Source organism: Streptomyces sp. SS7, assembly GCF_037993025.1.
Lineage (GTDB): Bacteria > Actinomycetota > Actinomycetes > Streptomycetales > Streptomycetaceae > Streptomyces.
Genome location: NZ_CP141223.1, coordinates 7825103 through 7844147 on the forward strand (window position 1 = coordinate 7825103; position 19045 = coordinate 7844147).

The 19045-nt window shown below is 72.3% G+C and carries 15 protein-coding genes and 3 pseudogenes; 14 read left to right on the plus strand and 4 right to left on the minus strand.

The window, feature by feature from the left end; translation table 11 throughout:
* The first annotated feature begins 18 nt into the window (after window positions 1–18).
* The 9 genes and pseudogenes from U5640_RS35890 to U5640_RS35930 all read left to right on the plus strand — a co-directional run bounded on the left by U5640_RS35890 (window position 19) and on the right by U5640_RS35930 (window position 8234).
* Complete coding sequence (locus U5640_RS35890; RefSeq protein ID WP_340382037.1) at window positions 19–390, plus strand: FKBP-type peptidyl-prolyl cis-trans isomerase; 372 nt, start codon at window positions 19–21, stop codon at window positions 388–390.
* 170 nt (window positions 391–560) lie between these two features.
* Window positions 561–1556, plus strand: a complete 996-nt coding sequence (locus U5640_RS35895) for a WYL domain-containing protein (RefSeq protein WP_340382039.1) — start codon at window positions 561–563, stop codon at window positions 1554–1556.
* An 18-nt stretch (window positions 1557–1574) separates the two neighbouring features.
* A pseudogene (locus tag U5640_RS35900) lies at window positions 1575–2700 on the plus strand (WYL domain-containing protein).
* Window positions 2697–2987, plus strand: coding sequence for a hypothetical protein (locus tag U5640_RS35905; protein ID WP_055636553.1), 291 nt, complete (start codon window positions 2697–2699; stop codon window positions 2985–2987). Before U5640_RS35900 ends, U5640_RS35905 begins: the two are co-directional and overlap by 4 nt.
* A 19-nt stretch (window positions 2988–3006) precedes the next feature.
* Window positions 3007–3201 carry a hypothetical protein gene (locus tag U5640_RS35910; RefSeq protein WP_340382042.1) on the plus strand — a complete coding sequence of 65 codons (195 nt, stop codon included), beginning with the start codon at window positions 3007–3009 and terminating at the stop codon, window positions 3199–3201.
* 283 nt (window positions 3202–3484) lie between these two features.
* Window positions 3485–3773 (plus strand): annotated as a pseudogene (gene tatA / locus U5640_RS35915) (Sec-independent protein translocase subunit TatA).
* Between the two features lie 47 nt (window positions 3774–3820).
* A complete protein-coding gene (tatC, locus tag U5640_RS35920) occupies window positions 3821–4780 on the plus strand; it encodes a twin-arginine translocase subunit TatC (protein ID WP_340382044.1) in 960 nt (319 codons plus the stop codon).
* A gap of 143 nt (window positions 4781–4923) precedes the next feature.
* Complete coding sequence (locus U5640_RS35925) at window positions 4924–7776, plus strand: DEAD/DEAH box helicase (protein WP_340382046.1); 2853 nt, start codon at window positions 4924–4926, stop codon at window positions 7774–7776.
* Window positions 7777–7898: 122 nt separating this feature from the next.
* A complete protein-coding gene (locus tag U5640_RS35930; RefSeq protein ID WP_340382048.1) occupies window positions 7899–8234 on the plus strand; it encodes a beta-Ig-H3/fasciclin in 336 nt (111 codons plus the stop codon).
* Here the strand turns inward: U5640_RS35930 and atzF are convergent.
* The 4 genes from atzF to U5640_RS35950 form a co-directional block, all read right to left on the minus strand.
* On the minus strand, window positions 8213–9877 hold the full coding sequence (gene atzF, locus U5640_RS35935) for an allophanate hydrolase (protein ID WP_340385538.1): 1665 nt from the start codon (window positions 9875–9877) through the stop codon (window positions 8213–8215). The two genes, U5640_RS35930 and atzF, sit on opposite strands and share 22 nt — an antisense overlap.
* A 75-nt stretch (window positions 9878–9952) precedes the next feature.
* The gene (locus U5640_RS35940; protein ID WP_340382050.1) at window positions 9953–13459 is read right to left on the minus strand and encodes a 5-oxoprolinase/urea amidolyase family protein; all 3507 of its coding nucleotides are present in this window, start codon (window positions 13457–13459) and stop codon (window positions 9953–9955) included.
* Window positions 13456–14076 (minus strand): urea amidolyase associated protein UAAP2, encoded by a 621-nt coding sequence (locus U5640_RS35945; RefSeq protein WP_340382052.1) that lies wholly within the window; start codon window positions 14074–14076, stop codon window positions 13456–13458. The genes U5640_RS35940 and U5640_RS35945 overlap by 4 nt, the downstream gene beginning before the upstream one ends.
* Window positions 14073–14900, minus strand: coding sequence for an urea amidolyase associated protein UAAP1 (locus U5640_RS35950; protein WP_340382054.1), 828 nt, complete (start codon window positions 14898–14900; stop codon window positions 14073–14075). Before U5640_RS35950 ends, U5640_RS35945 begins: the two co-directional genes overlap by 4 nt.
* Before the next feature lie 151 nt (window positions 14901–15051).
* Here U5640_RS35950 and U5640_RS35955 point away from each other — a divergent pair, with 151 nt between their 5' ends.
* The 5 genes and pseudogenes from U5640_RS35955 to U5640_RS35975 all read left to right on the plus strand — a co-directional run bounded on the left by U5640_RS35955 (window position 15052) and on the right by U5640_RS35975 (window position 19007).
* Complete coding sequence (locus tag U5640_RS35955; RefSeq protein ID WP_340382056.1) at window positions 15052–15687, plus strand: TetR/AcrR family transcriptional regulator; 636 nt, start codon at window positions 15052–15054, stop codon at window positions 15685–15687.
* A 272-nt stretch (window positions 15688–15959) separates the two neighbouring features.
* Window positions 15960–17594, plus strand: a complete 1635-nt coding sequence (locus U5640_RS35960) for an ATP-binding protein (RefSeq protein WP_340382058.1) — start codon at window positions 15960–15962, stop codon at window positions 17592–17594.
* Window positions 17591–17998 (plus strand): roadblock/LC7 domain-containing protein, encoded by a 408-nt coding sequence (locus tag U5640_RS35965; protein WP_067250463.1) that lies wholly within the window; start codon window positions 17591–17593, stop codon window positions 17996–17998. Before U5640_RS35960 ends, U5640_RS35965 begins: the two co-directional genes overlap by 4 nt.
* Window positions 17995–18405: a DUF742 domain-containing protein gene (locus tag U5640_RS35970; RefSeq protein ID WP_340382061.1), complete on the plus strand. Its 411-nt coding sequence runs from the start codon at window positions 17995–17997 to the stop codon at window positions 18403–18405. Before U5640_RS35965 ends, U5640_RS35970 begins: the two co-directional genes overlap by 4 nt.
* Window positions 18386–19007: pseudogene (locus tag U5640_RS35975) on the plus strand (ATP/GTP-binding protein). Before U5640_RS35970 ends, U5640_RS35975 begins: the two are co-directional and overlap by 20 nt.
* The last annotated feature ends 38 nt before the right edge of the window (window positions 19008–19045 follow it).

Here is a 19045-nt window from a genome sequence, read left to right on the forward strand (position 1 = left end):
ACAAGCAGGAGCAGTGACGTGAGCAACGAGAAGCCCGAGATCGACTTCCCCGAAGGCGAGCCGCCGGCGGACCTCGAGATCAAGGACATCTGGGAGGGCGACGGCGAGGTTGCGCAGGCCGGTCGGACCGTCACCGTCCACTACGTGGGTGTCTCCTTCAGCACGGGCGAGGAGTTCGACGCCAGCTGGAACCGTGGCGCGCCGTTCAGCTTCCCGCTGGGTGGCGGCCGGGTCATCCAGGGCTGGGACCAGGGTGTGCAGGGCATGAAGGTCGGCGGCCGCCGCCGGCTGACCATCCCGCCGCACCTGGCCTACGGCGACCGCAGCCCCACGCCGGCGATCAAGCCCGGTGAGACGCTGATCTTCGTCGTGGACCTGATCTCCGTCTGACCGCCGTCCGACCGCCGTCCGGCGGACGATCGTCGTCCTGCGGTCGTCCGACCGGTGGTGACCAGCCGGGGCCCATGCCTGCGCGGGCATGGGTCCTCGGCTTTTGCCGGGGGACCGCGGGGCGGTACGGTCGACGATCGTAAGCATCGAAGGGGAGGCGAAGGGCGTCGATGGCCATTGCCAAGGCCGAGCGGCTGATGAACCTCGCGCTGTGTCTGCTGGGCACGCGCAGGCCGTTGAGCAAGCGTGAGCTGCGTGACTCCATCGAGGCCTATGTCGAGGCGTCCCGCTCGGGCGGGGGCGCCTCGCGGGCGGATGCCGGGGCCGCCAGTGACGACTCCTTCAACCGGATGTTCGAGCGGGACAAGGACGATCTGCGCGAGCTGGGCCTGGTCATCGAGACCGTGGAGAGCCTGGACGGCGAGATCGGCTATCTGGCGCGCCGGGACAGCAACCGGCTGCCGCCGATCACCCTGGACGCCGAGGAGGCCGCCGCCCTCGGTCTGGCCGCGAAGGTGTGGCAGCAGGCCCGGCTCGCGGGCGCGGCGAGCGGCGCGCTGCAGAAGCTGCGCGCGGCCGGTCTGCCCGAGGACGTCGATCCGTACGAGGCGCACGGCGCGCTGGAGCCGAGGATCCCCGTGCACGAGGCGGCGTTCGAGCCGCTGATGCTGGCCTGCCGGGACCGCCGGCCGGTGGTGTTCGACTACCGCAAGGCCACCGCCGCCCGTCCCGAGCCCCGCCATGTGGAGCCGTGGGCGCTGGAGTGCTGGCGCGGTCACTGGTATCTGGCGGGTTTCGACCGGGAACGGGGCGCCGAGCGGGTGTTCCGGCTGTCGCGGATCACCGGCCGGGTCCGCTCGCGCGGGGCGGGTTTCACCGCGCCCGTCCCCGATGTCGTGACGGTCCGGGAGACCGTGGCGAGCTGGGCGGGGGAGACCGCGGACCGCAGCGCGCTGATCCGGCTGCGCGGCGGCGCAGGGTACCCCTTGCGGGCGAAGGCCACGGCCGTCCGGGAACTCGGTGACGGCTGGGACGAGTTGGAGATTCCGTACGGGCACGGGCTGGATGCCTGGCTGGTGGAGTTCGGGCCGGACGTGGTCGTGCTGGAGCCCGCTGAGCTGCGGGCGGACGTCGTGGACCGGCTGCGGGCCGTGGCCAAGGGCTGAGGGGGAGCGGAGCAAGACGTGGCAGGCAAACCGGTCAGGCCGGCGAACGCGATCGACCAGACCCGTCGGATGCTCTCCCTGGTGACCTATCTCAGGGAGCGCCCGGGGGCGCGGATCGAGGACGTGGCGCGCGCCTTCGGCATCACGGAGGACGAGTTGGTTCTCGGACCTCGATGTGCTGCCCATGTGCGGTACCAGCTTCCGCGGTGGCGATCTGCTCGACATCGACACCGACGGTGAGCGCATCTGGTGGCACAATCCGGCGGCGCTGGGCGCGGATGCCGCGGAGCCGCTGCGGCTGGCGGCCGACGAGGCGACCGCGCTGCTGGTGGCGGCGCGCGCGGTGGCGACGCTGCCCGGTCTGCGGGAGGGCGACCGGCAGGCGCTGCTGCGGGCGACGGCGAAGGTGGAGGCGGCGGCCGGTGAGGCGGCGGGCGCGAGTGCGCGGCTGTCGGTGACGTTCGAGTCCGAGGGCGGGGTCTTCGCGGACGTCGACCGGGCGATCTCCGAGCGCCGCCGGCTGTGGATCCGCTACTACTCTCCGGCGCGCGACGAGCTCAGCGAGCGGGAGATCGACCCCATCCGGCTGGTCAGCGTCGGGCACACGTACGTGGAGGCCTGGTGCCGCCGCTCCGAGGCGCGGCGCACGTTCCGGCTGGACCGGGTGGCCGAGATCAGGATCCTGGACGAGCCGTCGGCGCCGCCGGAGATCGAGCTGCGTGATCTGTCGGAGGCGCTGGTGCAGCCGGCCGCCGAGGATCCGGAGGTCGTGGTCGAGGTGGGTCCGGGCGGTCGCTGGGTCGCCGAGTACTACCCGCACGACAGCGCCGATGAGCTTCCCGACGGTGGGCTGCGTATCACTCTGCGCACGCCCGACCCGGCCTCGCTCAGGCGGCTGGCCCTGCGGCTCGGTCGCGACGGCCGGATCGTCTCGCCGCCGGACCTGGCGGGCAGCGCCCGTCGTGCCGCCCGCGAGGCGCTGGCCGCGTACGACGGCATCGAGGCGCTGGAGGCGGCCGAGGTGCCGCCGGCCCGCGGTGACGAGCAGCGCGGCGGTCCGGCCGAGGTGCCGGCCGGCGTGCGGTACGACGGGCGGGCCGAGGGTCGGTCCGAGGCGAGGTCGGAGGGGTGGGAGCAGCGGTGAGCGAGTCGGTGGCGTCCGGTGCGCGGGGCATCTCGGTGGCTTCGGCGTTCGCGGGCATGCGCAGTGTGGGCCCGGTGACGTTCCGGGCGGGCTGCCCGGACTGCCGTGGCTGTTTCGAGCTGGCGGCGGGCGCTCTGCGGCTGGCCATCGGTGCCACCAGCCGCACCACGTTCTACTCGTTCACCTGCCCCGACTGCGGGGTGGCGGTGCGCAAGCCGGCCGGTGAGCGGATCGTGGAGCTGCTGCTGGGCGGCGGGGTGCGCACCCTGCGGCTCCAGGCGCCGTAGCAGGGTCTAGGCTCGCCTCATGTTCTGGCCGATGTTCGCGGTAGCCGTGGGTTTCGTGGGTCTCGCCGTGCTCGCGGTGTTCGCCGTCCGGGTCTTCGTGGAGGCGCGGCGGCTGGGCCGGCAGGTCACGGAGTCCGCCCGGCGGATCAGCCGGGCCGCCGAGGAGCTGGAGCGGGCGTCGGTGAGCGTGGCCGGGGCTGTGGACGCGCTGTGAGGGGTGCTGTGCCGGACGTGGCGCAGGGCTGTGGTGGTTCTGTGAGTCCGCCGTCGAATGCGTTTTGGGCCACTTCGCCCTCCCGCCGTGGTGGCGTCGGCGGGTAGTGTGCAGATCGCGGCCCGGAGAACGAGGCCCGGACCGCGGACCGGGAGTACGCACGGGGATTGCCTCACGTTTACCCCTGAGCGTTACGATCGCTGCCAGCACGATCGTTCGGACACCTGTCCGACCGGTCGCACAGCACCCCCACCCAGCCGCCTCGGTGAGAAGGTAAAGACTTATGTTCGGAAGGCTCGGCGCCCCCCGAGATCATTCTCATCCTCGTCGTCATCATCCTGCTGTTCGGCGCGAAGAAGCTTCCGGACATGGCCCGCTCGCTCGGCAAGTCCGCGCGCATCCTCAAGAGCGAGGCCAAGGCGATGAAGGAAGAGGGCAACAGCACCGCCACCCCGGCGGGCCCCCCGAACCCCGGCGAGCAGCCGCCCGCGCAGCGCACCATTCAGGCCGCCCCCGGCGATGTGACCAGCTCCCGCCCGGTCACCGAGCCGACGGACACGACCAAGCGCTGACGCAGGGCCGGTGACCTCCGGCCCGCCGCACGAGATGGGAACGTGGGTTGCTGAAGTCTGCCCGCAAGGAGGAGAAGGACCCCGAGGGGCGGATGCCCCTCGCGGATCACCTTCGTGAGCTGCGCAACCGGCTCGCGAAGGCGATGCTGGCCATCGTGCTCGTGACGGTCGTGGCCGCCTTCTTCTACAACGACATCATCAACTTCCTCACCAAGCCGATCCTCGACTCGGTCGGCTGTGGGAAGACATTCGAGCAGATCGCGACCGCGCTCAAGGACGGCGACAACGTCAACAAGTGCGCGAGCATCACGATCAACGGTCTGCTCGCGCCGTTCACGCTCGCCCTTCAGGTCTCCCTGATGGCGGGCATCGTGTTCGCCTCGCCGGTCTGGCTCTACCAGCTGTGGGCCTTCATCGCGCCGGGCCTGCACCAGCACGAGCGCAAGTACGCCTACGGCTTCGTCGGCACCGGCGTCCCGCTGTTCCTGGGTGGCGGCTACTTCGCGTACCGGGTGCTGCCGACCACCGCGAAGGTCCTGATCGACTTCACTCCGGGCGGCGTCAACAACCTGCTGCCGCTGGACGACCTGTTGCAGCTGGTCACGCGCATGGTCGTGGTCTTCGGCCTCTCCTTCGAGCTGCCGCTGCTGCTCGTCATGCTCAACATGACCGGCATGGTCACCGGCAAGCGCATGCTCGGCTGGTGGCGCGGAATGATCATCGGCATCACGGTCTTCGCGGCCGTGGCCACCCCCAGCACGGACCCCATCTCGATGCTGGCCCTCGCCGGCCCGATCTGGATCCTGTACTTCGGCGCGACCGCCTTCTCGCTGCTGAACGACCGTCGCAGGAGCAGGCGCGACGCCCTGGGTCCCGCCGACGACGAGGCCTCCGAGCTGGATCTCACCCCCGAGGCGATCGGCGAGGTCGAGTCCGTCTCCGCGAGCCGTGCCCTGCCCGAGCAGGCGGGCCCGGAGCGCGTCAACGGATACGACGACGTCACCTGATCCCCGGACGCCCGAGCGGCCGGCTGCGCACACCCTGCGCGGCCGGCCGCTTTCGCGTCCCGGCGCGCGCCGTGGCCGGGGCAGCACGCACCGTAGGCCCCTGAACTGCGTGATCACAGGTTTCGCCGGCACCGATCGGGATATTGATCGTCCTGTTGTCACAGGCTCCCGGTACGCTCGAAAGCACGATGACAGACGACCTCTCCCCGGCCGAGCGGTACGCGGCGGCGCGCAGTCGTGCCGCCGAGCAGGCCACCGCGCTCGCGTCCTTCCGCGAGATGTACGACTTCGGTCTCGACCCCTTCCAGATCGAGGCATGTCAGGCACTCGAGGCGGGCAAGGGCGTCCTGGTGGCCGCCCCCACCGGCTCCGGCAAGACGATCGTGGGCGAGTTCGCCGTCCACCTCGCCCTGCTACAGGGCAAGAAGTGCTTCTACACGACTCCCATCAAGGCCCTGTCGAACCAGAAGTACTCCGATCTGTGCCGCCGTTACGGCGCCGACAAGGTCGGCCTGCTCACCGGTGACAACAGCGTCAACTCCGACGCCCCGGTGGTCGTGATGACCACCGAGGTCCTGCGGAACATGCTGTACGCCGGCTCGCAGACGCTCCTCGGCCTCGGGTACGTGGTGATGGACGAGGTGCACTACCTCTCCGACCGCTTCCGGGGCGCCGTCTGGGAGGAGGTGATCATCCACCTCCCCGAGTCGGTCACCCTGGTCTCGCTCTCCGCGACCGTGTCCAACGCCGAGGAGTTCGGCGACTGGCTGGACACCGTCCGCGGCGACACCGAGGTGATCGTCTCCGAGCACCGGCCCGTGCCGCTGTTCCAGCACGTGCTGGCCGGACGCCGGATGTACGACCTGTTCGAGGAGGGCGAGGGCCACCGCAGGGCGGTCAACCCCGATCTCACCCGGCTGGCCAGGATGGAGGCCAGCCGGCCCTCCTACCAGGACCGCAGACGGGGCCGAACCATGCGTGAGGCCGACCGGGAGCGGGAGCGGCGCCAGCGGTCGCGGGTGTGGACCCCGGGCCGGCCGGAGGTCATCGAGCGCCTCGACGCCGAGGGCCTGCTGCCCGCCATCACCTTCATCTTCAGCCGTGCCGCCTGCGAGGCCGCCGTCCAGCAGTGCCTGTACGCCGGGCTGCGGCTCAACGACGAGGACGCGCGGGCCGAAGTGCGCACGCTGGTCGAGGAGCGCACCGCCGCGATCCCCCGCGAGGACCTGCACGTCCTCGGCTACTACGAGTGGCTGGAGGGCCTCGAGCGCGGTATCGCCGCCCACCACGCGGGCATGCTGCCGACGTTCAAGGAGGTCGTCGAGGAACTGTTCGTCCGCGGGCTGGTCAAGGCCGTGTTCGCGACGGAGACCCTCGCGCTCGGCATCAACATGCCCGCCCGGTCGGTGGTCCTGGAGAAGCTCGTCAAGTGGAACGGCGAGCAGCACGCCGACATCACTCCCGGCGAGTACACCCAGTTGACGGGGCGTGCGGGGCGCCGCGGGATCGATGTCGAGGGTCATGCCGTGGTGCTGTGGCAGCGCGCCATGAACCCCGACCACCTCGCGGGACTGGCCGGCACCCGCACGTATCCGCTGCGCTCCAGCTTCAAGCCGTCGTACAACATGGCGGTCAACCTGGTGGAGCAGTTCGGGCGGCACCGGTCGAGGGAGCTGCTGGAGACCTCCTTCGCCCAGTTCCAGGCGGACCGTTCGGTCGTGGGGATCTCCCGGCAGGTGCAGCGCAACGAGGAGGGACTGGAGGGCTACAAGGCCTCCATGACCTGCCACCTCGGCGACTTCGAGGAGTACGCCCGGCTGCGGCGTGAACTGAAGGACCGCGAGACCGAGTTGGCCCGGCAGGGCGCGGTCGAGCGGCGGGCCGAGGCGGCCGTCGCCCTGGAGAAGCTCAAGCCGGGCGACGTCATCCACGTGCCGACGGGCAAGTACGCCGGTCTGGCGCTGGTCCTGGACCCCGGGCTGCCGGCCGGGCGGTCCAACGGGCACCGCGGCTTCGACCAGCACGACGGACCGCGCCCCCTGGTGCTGACGGCCGAACGGCAGGTCAAGCGGCTGGCGTCGATGGACTTCCCGGTGCCGGTCGAGGCGTTGGAGCGGATGCGGATCCCCAAGTCCTTCAACCCGCGGTCACCGCAGTCCCGTCGGGACCTGGCGTCCGCGCTGCGTACCAAGGCCGGGCACATCCCGCCGGAGCGGGCCCGCAAGAGGCGGTCGCAGGCCGCCGACGACCGCGAGATCGCGCGGCTGCGCACGGCGATCCGGGCGCACGCCTGCCACGGGTGCGCCGAGCGCGAGGACCACGCCCGGTGGGCCGAGCGCTACCACCGGCTGCTGCGGGACACCTCGCAGCTGGAGCGGCGGATCGAGGGGCGGACCAACACCATCGCCCGGACCTTCGACCGGATCGTCGCGCTGCTGACCGAACTCGACTATCTGCGGGGCGACGAGGTCACCGACGACGGCAAGCGGCTGGCCCGGCTCTACGGCGAGCTGGATCTGCTGGCCAGCGAGTGCCTGCGGGCCGGCGTGTGGGAGGGGCTCGCCCCCGCCGAACTCGCCGCCTGCGTCTCCGCGCTGGTGTACGAGGCGCGCGTCGGGGACGACGCGATGGCCCCGAAGCTGCCGTCCGGCAAGGCCAAGGCCGCCCTGGGCGAGATGGTCCGGATCTGGGGGCGGCTGGACGCCCTGGAGGAGGACTTCCGGATCAATCAGACCGAAGGGGTCGGGCAGCGTGAGCCCGATCTCGGGTTCGCCTGGGCCGCGTACATGTGGGCGTCCGGGAAGGGCCTCGACGAGGTGCTGCGGGAGGCGGAGATGCCGGCCGGCGACTTCGTGCGCTGGTGCAAGCAGGTCATCGACGTGCTCGGACAGATCTCCGCGGCGGCTCCGACGGAGGGGTCCACCGTGGCCAAGGCGGCGCGCAAGGCGGTCGAGCAGGTGCTGCGCGGGGTGGTCGCCTACTCCTCGGTGGGCTGACACCGGGAGCGGGTGGGGGAGCACCGCGCAAGGTTCGCGCAAGGTGCTCCCCGGACCATCGGGTTCATCACCGCCGGGCGGACGGCTCGGCGGTCGGCGAACACCCGAGGGAGACCATGCCCATGCCTGTGTCCTTGCCCAAGTCCCCGCGTCTGCGCGGAGCGTTCGTCCGGGGCGCGGCCGTCACCGCCGCCGTCGCGGGCGGTCTGGCCCTGTCCGCCCCCACCGCGAGCGCCGCCGTGGGGGACACCGCCCCCTCCTGCGTCAGCCGCACGGTGTACTCCACGCCGGCCGGCTTCGACGTGCTGCTGCAGAACAAGTGCGCCAGCCAGATGAGCGTCAAGGTCATCGTGGACTACGGCGGCGACAGCAGCTGCTACGTCATGTCCAAGGGCACGGTCCAGGTCTTCGTGTACGAGGGCGTCTTCGGGAGTTATCACAAGACCGTGCTGTGCTGATCGAGCCGGTACGCCCGCCAGCCCCCGTACCGCGTGATGTCCTCGGCGTCCGTCAGGGCGCCCGGTTCGCACAGGAAGCCGGGGACGGCGGTGCCGTCCGCCAGTTCCACCCTGCCCAGGGTCATGGGGCGGGGCAGGGACGCCAGTAGGCGGCCCAGCCCTTCGGCGGGGAGGCGCCAGATCTCCACCTCGATCTGTGCGCCTCCCTCCTGCCGGTGTACCAGCCCCGGCTTCGGCGGGGTCGTGTCGAGGGCGTGCAGGCGGTAGACGGGGGCCGTGGTCGTCGTGCGCTCCAGCCGGGCGCCCAGGGCGAGGAGCTGGGGGTTCAGGGGCTGGCCCGTCAGGTGGGCGCCGACCACCGCGAGACGGGGCTGCGGCGAAAGCCGGCCGGCGATCCGTGCCAGGCGCTCGTCCGTGTGGGCGGGGCCGATCAGCATCACGCCGAAGGGCAGGCCGTTCACCTCGCCGGCCGGGACGGCCACCGCCGCCAGGCCGAAGAGGTTGGTGGAGTTGGTGAAGCGGCCCAGCCGGGCGTTGGTGCCCAGGGGGTCGGCGGCGACCTCGGCGAGGGTGGGGTGGCCGGGGGCGGTGGGCAGCAGGAGGGCGTCCGCGTCGGCCAGTTCGGCCAGCGCGCGGGTGCGCAGGGCGGCCAGCCGGTCCTGGTCCGCGAAGAGCCGGTGGGCCGGGATGTCCCGGGCGCGGACGATGATGCCGGCGACGGTCGGGTCGAGACCTTCGGCGCCCTCCTCGACCAGCTTCTCCACGAACGCACCCACGGCGGTGTAGCGCTCGGCGACGAAGGCGCCCTCGTAGAGCATCGCGGCCGCCTCGGTGAACGGGGTGAGGTCGAGGGGGCGGATCTCGGCCCCGGACGCCGCGAGGTCGGCCACCGCGGCCTCGTAGGCCTCCGCCCAGCCCTCGTCCAGTGCGCCGAGCTGGGCGAGCGGGGGGACGGCGACCCGCCAGGGGCCGGGGGCGCGGGTGGGGACGGTCGGGGGGACCGCGCCGGTCGCCATGTGCGCCAGGGCCTCCTCCGCCTCCCGCAGGGTGCGGGCGAACACCGTCACGCAGTCGAGCGAGGCGCAGGCCGGGACCACGCCCTCGGTGGGGACCAGGCCACGGGTGGGTTTGAGACCGACGATGCCGTTGAAGGCGGCGGGCACCCGGCCCGAGCCCGCCGTGTCGGTACCGAGGGCGAGGTCCACCAGGCCGAGGGCCACCGCGACGGCCGAACCGGAACTGGAGCCGCCGCTGATGCGCAGGGGGTCGACGGCGTTGCGCACCGCCCCGTGCGGGGAGCGGGTGCCCACCAGGCCGGTCGCGAACTGGTCCAGGTTCGTCGTGCCCAGCAGCAGGGCGCCCGCGGCGCGCAGGGAGGCCACCACGGGGGCGTCGTCGGCGGGCCGGTAGGCGTACGCGGGGCAGCCCGCCGTGGTGGGCAGGCCCGCCACGTCGATGTTGCCCTTGGCCGCGAAGAGACGGCCCGCGAGGGGAAGGCGCTCGCCCCGCGCGACGCGGTCGTCGAGGGCGCGGGCCTCCGTCTCGACCTCGTCGCGCGGGCGCAGGTCGATCCAGATCTCCGGCCGGTCGACCGCCTCGATACGGGCGTAGGCGGCACGGACCCGGGACAGGGTGCTGGACATCTCCTGCCGGGTCGCCTGATGCGGGCCCTGATACGGGGTCTGGTGCGCAGCCTGGTTCATCGCCTGGTACCTCTTTCAGTTCGCGGCCGGGGCCAGGACGAGCAGTGCCGTCCCCGCCTCCACCTGGTCGCCGGGGCGGGCCAGGATCTCCGCCACCACGCCGGCCGTCGGAGCGTGCACCCTGGACTCCATCTTCATCGCCTCCAGCGCCAGCAGCGGCTGCCCCGCCGCCACCGCGTCGCCGGGCGACACGTTCACCTGCCAGACCGACGCGGCGAACTCGGCCTCGATCAGCCGCCCGCCCGCCGGGACGGCGACCTCGGCGGGGGGAGCGGGCGGCGCGGACGCGGCATCGGCGCGGGCGAACTCGCCGGCCGCCTCCCACGCGTCGCGCTCCGCCGTGAACGCCGTCTGCTGCCGCCGCCGGAACCGGGCGACGGAGTCGGCGTTCTCGGTGAGGAAGGCCTGGTGCTCCGCCAGCGAGAAGGTGCCCTCCTCGATCCGCGGCACGAACCGGCCGGAGACCAGGTCGGCGCGCAGGTCGAGCAGTTCGTCGGCGCCGACGGGGTACCAGCGGATCCGGTCGAAGAAGCGCAGCAGCCAGGGCGAGCCCGGCTCGAACGCGCCGCGCTGCTGCCACGCCGACCACACCTGGGTCGTACGGCCCACGAACTGGTAGCCGCCGGGACCCTCCATGCCGTACACGCAGAGGTAGGCGCCGCCGATGCCGACCGAGTTCTCGGCCGTCCAGGTCCGGGCGGGGTTGTACTTCGTCGTCACCAGGCGGTGCCGGGGGTCGAGGGGGGTGGCGACGGGGGCGCCGAGGTAGACGTCCCCGAGGCCCAGGACCAGGTACTCCGCCTCGAAGACCGTGTCGTAGACGTCCGCGACCGAGGCGAGGCCGTTGACGCGGCGGATGAACTCGATGTTCCACGGGCACCAGGGCGCGTCCTCGCGGACCCCGGCCATGTAGCGGGCGATGGCCTCGCGGGTCGCCGGGTCGTCCCAGGACAGGGGGAGGTGGACGGTGCGGGAGGGCACCACCAGTTCGTCCGTGGGCGGCAGGGCGCGCGCCATCCGCCGTACGGCGGTGAGGAGTTCGTGCTGGGGCAGCAGGGCCGGGTCGGTCCGGATCTGGAGGGAGCGGATGCCGGGGGTGAGGTCGCCGACGCCCGGCAGGGCGGCCGCGTCCACCGCCTCCATCAGGGCGTGGACCCGCATCCGCAGGGCCAGGTCCAGCTGCATCGGGCCGAACTCGACCAACAGGTTGTCGTCGCCGCTGCGGCGGAAGGTGACGTCGCCGTCCCGGGCGAGGATCCCGCCGTCGACGATCGCGGGGCGGTCCGCGCCGTGCACGTCGACGGGGGTGAAGCGGACCGTGTCGCCCGGGCGGAGCTGGCCCAGTTTCCAGCGTTCGGAGCTCAGGACGGTCGCCGGGCACACGAACCCGCCGAGCGAGGGGCCGTCGGGGCCGAGCAGCACCGGCATGTCGCCGGTGTAGTCGACGGCGCCGACGGAGTACGGGGTGTCGTGGATGTTGGACGGGTGCAGCCCGGCCTCGCCGCCGTCCGTGCGGGCCCAGCGGGGCTTGGGGCCGACCAGCCGCACCCCGGTGCGGGCCGAGTTGAAGTGGACCTTCCAGTCGGCCGCGTAGAAGTCGTGGATGTCGTCCTCGGTGAAGAACTCCGGTGCGGCGTGCGGGCCTTCGACGGCGCCGAGGTGCCAGACGGAGCCGAAGGCCGGGCGGTCGGTGACCGGGGTGCCCTCGGTGACCGCGCCGCCGTGCAGGACGTCCCCGGTGCGCAGGGCCCGTCCGCCGTGCCCGCCGAACCGGCCCAGGGTGAAGGTGCTCGCGCTGCCGAGGAAGGAGGGCACGTCGAGGCCGCCGGCGAACAGGACGTAGGTGCGCAGTCCGTGCCCGTCGGGCGCGCCGACCTCCAGCACGGCCCCGGCCGGGACCGTCACCGGCTCCCACTGGGGCACCGGCGTGCCGTCGACCGTCACCGGGGCCGGGGCGCCGGTCACGCAGACGGTCGTGGGGTGGGTGAACCGCAACGAGGGTCCCCGGAGGGTGCACTCGAGACCCGGGGCGCCCTCGGGGTTGCCGAGCGCCCCGTTGCCGAGCCGGAAGGAGCGGTCGTCCATCGGGCCGGACGGCGGGACCCCGACCTGCCAGTGCCCCGTGCGGCCGGGCCAGTCCTGCACGGTGGTGAGGGTGCCGCCGGCGACGACCTCGATCCGCGGGGTCGGGTCGTGCACCTCGGCGAGGGTGGCCGTGGAGTGGGTCGCCGCGGCGAACCGCGGGTCCGCGAGCGCGGCCCGCACCAGCCCGAGATTGGTCTCGATGCCGTCGACACGGGTGTGCTCCAGCGCCTCGTCCAGCCGGCGCAGCGCCTCGGCGCGGTCCGCGCCGTGGGCGATCACCTTCGCGAGCATCGGGTCGTACGACGTCGTCACCTCGGTGCCGGTCTCCACCCAGCCGTCCACACGGACGCCGACCGGGAACTCGACCCGGGTCAGCAGGCCCGCGCCGGGCCGGTGGTCGCGGCTCGGGTCCTCGGCGTAGAGACGGGCCTCGACGGCGTGCCCGCGCGGGGGTCCGGGGTCGCGCACGACGTCCCGTTCGCCGCGGGCCAGGCGCAGCATCCAGGCGACGAGGTCGACGCCGTAGATCTCCTCGGTGACCGGATGCTCCACCTGGAGGCGGGTGTTGACCTCGAGGAACCAGGCCTCCTCGCGGGCCGCGTCGTAGACGAACTCGACGGTGCCGGCGGAGCGGTAGCCGACCGAGGCGCACAGGTCGCGTGCGGCGGCGGCCAGGCGCCGTCGCACGCGGTCGGGCAGGCCGGGGGCCGGGGCCTCCTCCAGGACCTTCTGGTTGCGGCGCTGCAGGGAGCAGTCCCGGTCGCCGAGGGTGACGACCCCGCCCTCGCCGTCGCCGAAGACCTGCACCTCGACATGGCGGGCGTGTTCCACGAGCCGTTCCAGGAAGACGCCGGCCGAGGAGAAGGAGGCGGCGGCGACGCGCTGGACGCGTTCCCAGGCGTCGGTGAGTTCCTCGGGGGAGCGGCAGGCGGACATGCCGATGCCTCCGCCGCCGCCGGTGGCCTTGAGCATGACCGGATAGCCGACGGTCTCGGCCCGGGCGAGGGCCTCGGGGAGGTCCGGCAGGAGTCCGGTGCCGGGTGCCAGGGGCACCCCGGCCGCCTCGGCCGCCGCGCGGGCGGTGTGCTTGGCGCCGAACAGCTCCAGGTGCTCGGGTGTCGGTCCGACGAAGACGATCCCGGCGTCGGCGCAGCGACGGGCGAAGGACGCGTCCTCGGAGAGGAAGCCGTAACCGGGGTGGATCGCGCCCGCCCCGGTGTCCTTGGCGGCCTTCAGCACGAGGTCGGCGTCGAGGTACGACTCCTTCGCGGGCGCCGGGCCGAGCCGTACCGCCTCGTCGGCGAGCCGGACGTGGGGGGCGCTGCGGTCGGGGTCGGAGTACACGGCGACGGTGGCGAGGCCGAGTTCGCGGGCGGTGCGCAGGATGCGGACGGCTATCTCGCCGCGGTTGGCGACGAGGAGCTTGGTGAAGGTCATGCGGGGCTCCCCGTGATCGTCATCTCCACCGCGGTCGGCTCGAAGCCGTTGCAGGGGTTGTTGATCTGGGGGCAGTTGGAGACCAGGACGAGGACGTCCCGTTCGGCGCGCAGGGCGAGGGAGAGGCCGGGGGCGGAGAGTCCGTCGACGATGCCGAGGGTGCCGTCCTTCTCCACGGGCACGTTCATGTACCAGTTGATGTTGGAGACCAGGTCCCGCTTGCCGAGGCCGTACCGGGCGCCCTCGGCGAGGAAGTTGTCCACGCACGCGTGCTGGGCGTACGTGTGGTGGCCGTAGCGCAGGGTGTTGGACTCCTTGGAGCAGGCGCCGCCGACGGTGTCGTGGCGGCCCACCGCGTCGGCGGTCACCGTCATCAGGGGGGTGTGCTCGTTGGACATCAGCACGCTGCCCGTGGTGAGGAAGATGCCGCCCTGGGCGTGGATCGTGTCGGGGGCGCTGTAGCGCACGGACGTGTCGTGGGCGTCGTACACGAGGAAGTCGACGGCCTGGTTGCCGTGCAGGTCGGTGACGGTCAGCGTCTCGCCCTCGCGGACGACGGCTGACCAGGCGGCGCGGGCCGGGACGACGGTGGTGCGGGCCGGGACGGCGGTCTTCATGCGAGCCCCCTCGCGGTGAGGAATTCGGCGGTGTTGAGGAAGGCGCGGCGGCCTTCGGGGGTGGCGTCCCACAGGGGGTCGCCGGGCCGGGTGGGTGCCGCGCGCCAGGCGAGGACCTCCAGCGGGGTGCAGGTGTAGTCGGGGCGGGGGTCGCACGGGTGCGGGACGTTGGCGATCAGGACGGTGAGGTCCTGTTCGGCGCGCAGGGTGACGCTGCCGCCGGGGCCGGACGAGCCGGTGAAGTCGAGGGTGCCGTCCTCGCGTACGGCGACGCCCTGGAAGAAGGAGAGGGAGGGCGGCAGGTCGCGGGGTTCCAGGCCGTTCTTGGCGGCGGCCAGTTTGAACAGCTCGCGGCCGGCCGGGGCGGGGCCCTGCGGGGTGCCGTCGCCGTAGCGGGCGGTGTTGCGGGCCAGGGTGGAGGTGCCGGCGAGGGCGTCGTGCCGGCCGGAGGTGTCGGCGATCAGGGAGGCGAGGACGCGGCCCTGGTCGGAGAGGAGGAGCACGCCCTCGCCGAGGTAGGCGTTCCACTGGACCTTGACCGTGTCGGCGACGTTCAGCCGCTCCCAGGGGCGGCCGTCCACATGGAGCAGCAGATGGGCGCAGGCGTCGCCGTGCAGGTCGGTCAGGCGCAGTTCGGTGCCGCGGGCGAGGACCCGGTGGGTGTAGTTGCCGCCCGCCACGGTCTCGGCCCACACCAGGTGGCCCGCCTCGCAGGGCGGGGCCGGCCAGTCGGCCGCCGGGACGACGGGCATGGCCTCGGCCCGGGTGCCCTCCTGGGCGCGGGCGTGGGCGCGTGCTCCGTGCGTGGTCGCTGTCGCCGCCATCGTGGACCTCCGGCTGCCGGGAAGAGGTAATTTCTGTCGCTCGACAGAAATTAGGGGCGGGTCGGGTCGCGGGCATTGCCCGGGTGTTGCCGCTCGGTTACCGGGCCCTCACGAAGATCGCCGTCCGGCGCGGTGTGCGAGGATCGAACGCATGGGGACGAGCAAGGGGACCGGCGGGCGCCGGGTCGGCAGGCCGCGGGCCGCGCAGCGACCGGACAGCGGTCTGGAACCGCGCGCCGAACTGCTCGCCGCCGCCGCGGAGTTGTTCACCGTGAACGGCTACGCGGCCACCACCACCCGCGCCGTCGCCGAGCGGGCCGGGATGCGTCAGGCCTCCATGTACCACTACGTCTCCGGCAAGGAGGAACTCCTCGCCGCCCTGCTGGAGTCCACCGTCACGCCGTCGCTGGCGTACGCCCGCGCGCTGCTCGCCGAGGACGGGCGGGCGGCCGAGGAGCGGCTGTGGGAGCTGTGCCGCACCGACGTGGAGCTGCTGTGCGGAGGGTCGCACAACCTCGGCGGGCTGTACCTGCTGCCCGAGGTGCGTACCGAGCGGTTCGCAGGATTCCATGCGGTGCGCGCCGAACTCAAGGACGCCTACCGGCAGTTGATCGCCGCGACACCGGCGGGCGGTGCTCTCGCCAAGGGTGAGCTGGACCTGCGGACCGATCTCGTGTTCGGTCTCATCGAAGGTGTCATCCTGGTCCACCGCTCGGATCCGGAGCGGCCCGTCTCCGACTTCGCCCGGGCCACCGCCGACGCGGCCCTGCGCATCACAGGGGTCTGAACACCGGCGTGGAGTGACGGTTCACCCGTCCGGGTGGGCCGGTTGTCGCACGCCTGTCCTTGGTCACTGTGTGCGTTCGACCGGTGCCCGAGTGTGCAAATGGGGCCGAGGTTACTCCACTCGCACGGCCGGTTTCAGAGGGTTGCCGAATATGACACGGCGATGATCCGGTCGGACTAAGCTCGCCCGCGGCGCACCGAGTTGCGGTGTATTCGTGCGCCTGTTCCCTTTTGCTCCGAAGATACCGACAGATCCCTACAGAGGGTGCCCACATGGTGAGCGTTCAGTCCCCACCCGGTCGCCGAGAACTTTCCTTCGCCCGCCTGCTGTTGCTGCCGGCGATAGTGATGGCCGCGGTGACCGGAGCCGCCGTCGCCCTGGTGGCGGGGCAGGCGCGGCTCGCCGTCGGCGTCTGCGGAGCAGTGGCCACCCTGCTCATCACCGCGGTGGGGGCCGACGCCCGGGCCCGCTGTCGCCGGCTCTGGGAACTGCGCACCGCCTCGGAGCAGCGCGTCGCCCACCTGGAGCGGCGCCTCGCCGCCCAGCAGGACGAGAACAGGTTCATCGCCAAGGAACTGGTGCCCCTCGCCGTGGAGTGGCTGCGCGGCGGGAATTCCCCCGAGGAGGTGATGCACCACCTGGGGGAACGCGAGCCGTTCTTCCACGAGATCGACGACGGACAGCGCGTCCTCGTCAAACGGTTCCTCGACGCCCTCGACTACGAGAACGCCCTGCGCGACTCCGTCCAGCGCGCCTTCGCCCACGTCGCCCGCCGTGTCCAGGCGATCGTCCATCAGCAGTGCGCGGAACTGCGGGAGATGGAGGAGGACCACGGCCGCAACCCCGAGGTCTTCGACGACCTCCTCCGCATCGACCACGGCACCTCCATGATCGGCCGCCTCGCCGACTCCATGGGCGTTCTCGGCGGCGGCCGCCCCGGCCGCAGCTGGCCCGCGCCCGTCCCGCTCTACAGCGTGCTGCGCGGCGGCATGTCCCGCATCCTGGAGTACCCCCGCATCAAGCTGAACTCCATCGCCAAGGTCAACATCCGCGGCATCTCCGTCGAACCGCTCATCCACGCGATCGCCGAACTCCTCGACAACGCCACCCGGTTCTCACCCCCGAGCGCCAAGGTGCAGGTCAACGCCATCGAGGTGCAGACCGGCATCGCCATCGAGATCGAGGACGCCGGCGTCAGCCTCAGCGAGGAGTCCCGCGCCAAGACCGAGAAGATGCTCGACGACGCCATGCGCGGCGTCACCATGCAGGACCTCGGCGGTGCCCCGCGCCTCGGCCTCGCCGTCGTCGGCCGGCTGTGCACCTCCTTCAACCTCCAGGTGTCGCTGCGCACATCGGCGTACGGCGGGGTCCGCGCCGTCCTCGTCGTGCCCCGCGAGATGATGACCTCCGAGCCGGCACCCGGCTACGCCCACGGCATCGGCGCCGCCGCCGCGCAGATCGACCTGAACAACCTCGAGGGGCCCAAGCGCCCGCCCAAGCGGCGCCGGCCCACCAACCCGAAGATCCCGGCCCACGTCTCCCTCGAGGACGACGTGCCGGTCATCACCGAGTGGACCGACAAGGGCCTGCCGCAGCGCCGCTCCAAGGCGATCATCCCGATCAGCCAGCGCTACGCCGAGGCGTACGCCGCGCAGGAGGCCGCCGAACGCGCCGAACGCGAGGGCAGGCCCGACCCGTTCGCGCAGGCGCAGCCCGAACCGCCGAAGCCCAAGAAGAAGAAGCAGGAACCCGGAGTGGCCTTCGAGGCCTTCTGGGAGGGCCTGAAGAAGATCGCCCCGCCGGGTGTCCACCCCACCGACTTCACCCGCAACCCCACCGCATACCTGCACCTGATCCAGGACAAGCCCAAGCCGCCCGAGGCCGACGACGAAGGGGACCTCACGTGATCCAGCAGCGCCAGAACTTCGACTGGGTGCTCAAGGAGCTCTACGACGGCGTCCCCGGCATCGAGATGATCGTCGTGCTCTCCTCCGACGGCCTGCGCATCGCCCGCTACGCCGGTGAACCCGACGCCGCCGACCGCGTCTCGGCCGCCTGCGCGGGCATGCAGAGCCTCGCCACCGCCATCGCCCAGGAGATGGAGTGCGTCGAGGGCGACATGAACCTCATCATGATCGAGATGGACGGCGGCTACTTCTACATGATGTCCGCCGGCGCCAACGCCTATCTCGCCGTGCTGTCCGACGTGTGCTGCGAACCCGGCCGGATGAGCGCTTCGATGCGCGACCTCGTCGTCCGTATCGGGGCCCATCTGACCAGTCCGCCCCGCCGCAACGGCCTGACCGTATGACGCCTCCGCAACGCCGGCGGCGCCAGCCCCTGGCGCTCCCGCCCCCCGCACCGGCCCCGCCCGCCGCGTCCCCTGCGGACCGGGAGAAGAAGCCCGACCGGCTCTACACGATCACGGGACCCGACGGCGAGCGGGCGCCGCTCGACCTGGTGACGTTGATCGTGGCGTGTGCCGACCCCCCGTCGTCCGCCACCCCGGAACAGGCCGTGCTGCTGCGGATGTGCTCCGCCCCCCTGTCGGTGGCCGAGGTGTCCGCCTACCTCGGCCTGCCGTTCACGGTGGTGACCGTCCTGCTCACCGAGATGCTGGCGGCCGAACTGGTACAGGCGCGCGCCCCGATCGTCCGCCAGAAGCTCCCCGACCGATCCCTGCTCGAAGCGGTGATGCATGGACTTCAAAGGCTCTGACCTGGTCCCCGGCCCACGGGTCGAGGACCAGCTTCCCGCAGACCACCACGGCCGCGGCGAAGATCGTCATCGTGGGTGGCTTCGGCGTCGGGAAGACGACCATGGTCGGCTCCGTCAGCGAGATCAAACCGCTGACCACCGAGGAGACCATGACGCAGGCCGGTATCGGGGTCGACGACGACTTCGGCTCCGCCACCAAGACCGCCACCACCGTGGCGATGGACTTCGGGCGCATCCGCATCACCGACCAGGTGGTGCTCTACCTCTTCGGCACCCCCGGCCAGGAACGCTTCTGGTTCCTGTGGAACGGGCTCTTCGAAGGCGCCCTCGGCGCGGTCGTCCTGGTCGACACCCGCCGCCTGGAGGTCAGTTACGAGGTCATGGGCCGACTGGAGGAGGGCGGAGTGCCCTTCGTCGTCGCCGTCAACACCTTCCCCGACGGCCCCCGTTACTCCCTGGCGGACCTCCGGGCCGCCCTCGACCTCGCCCCGGACGTGCCGATCGTGGAGTGCGACGCCCGCCGCCGCGCCTCCAGCCGCGACGTCCTGATGACCCTGATGCGGTTCCTGCACGCCCTCTCGCTCAGAGGCGGCCTCACCTAGGGCCCCCTCCCCTGCCCACCCCCCGACGACGAATCCCC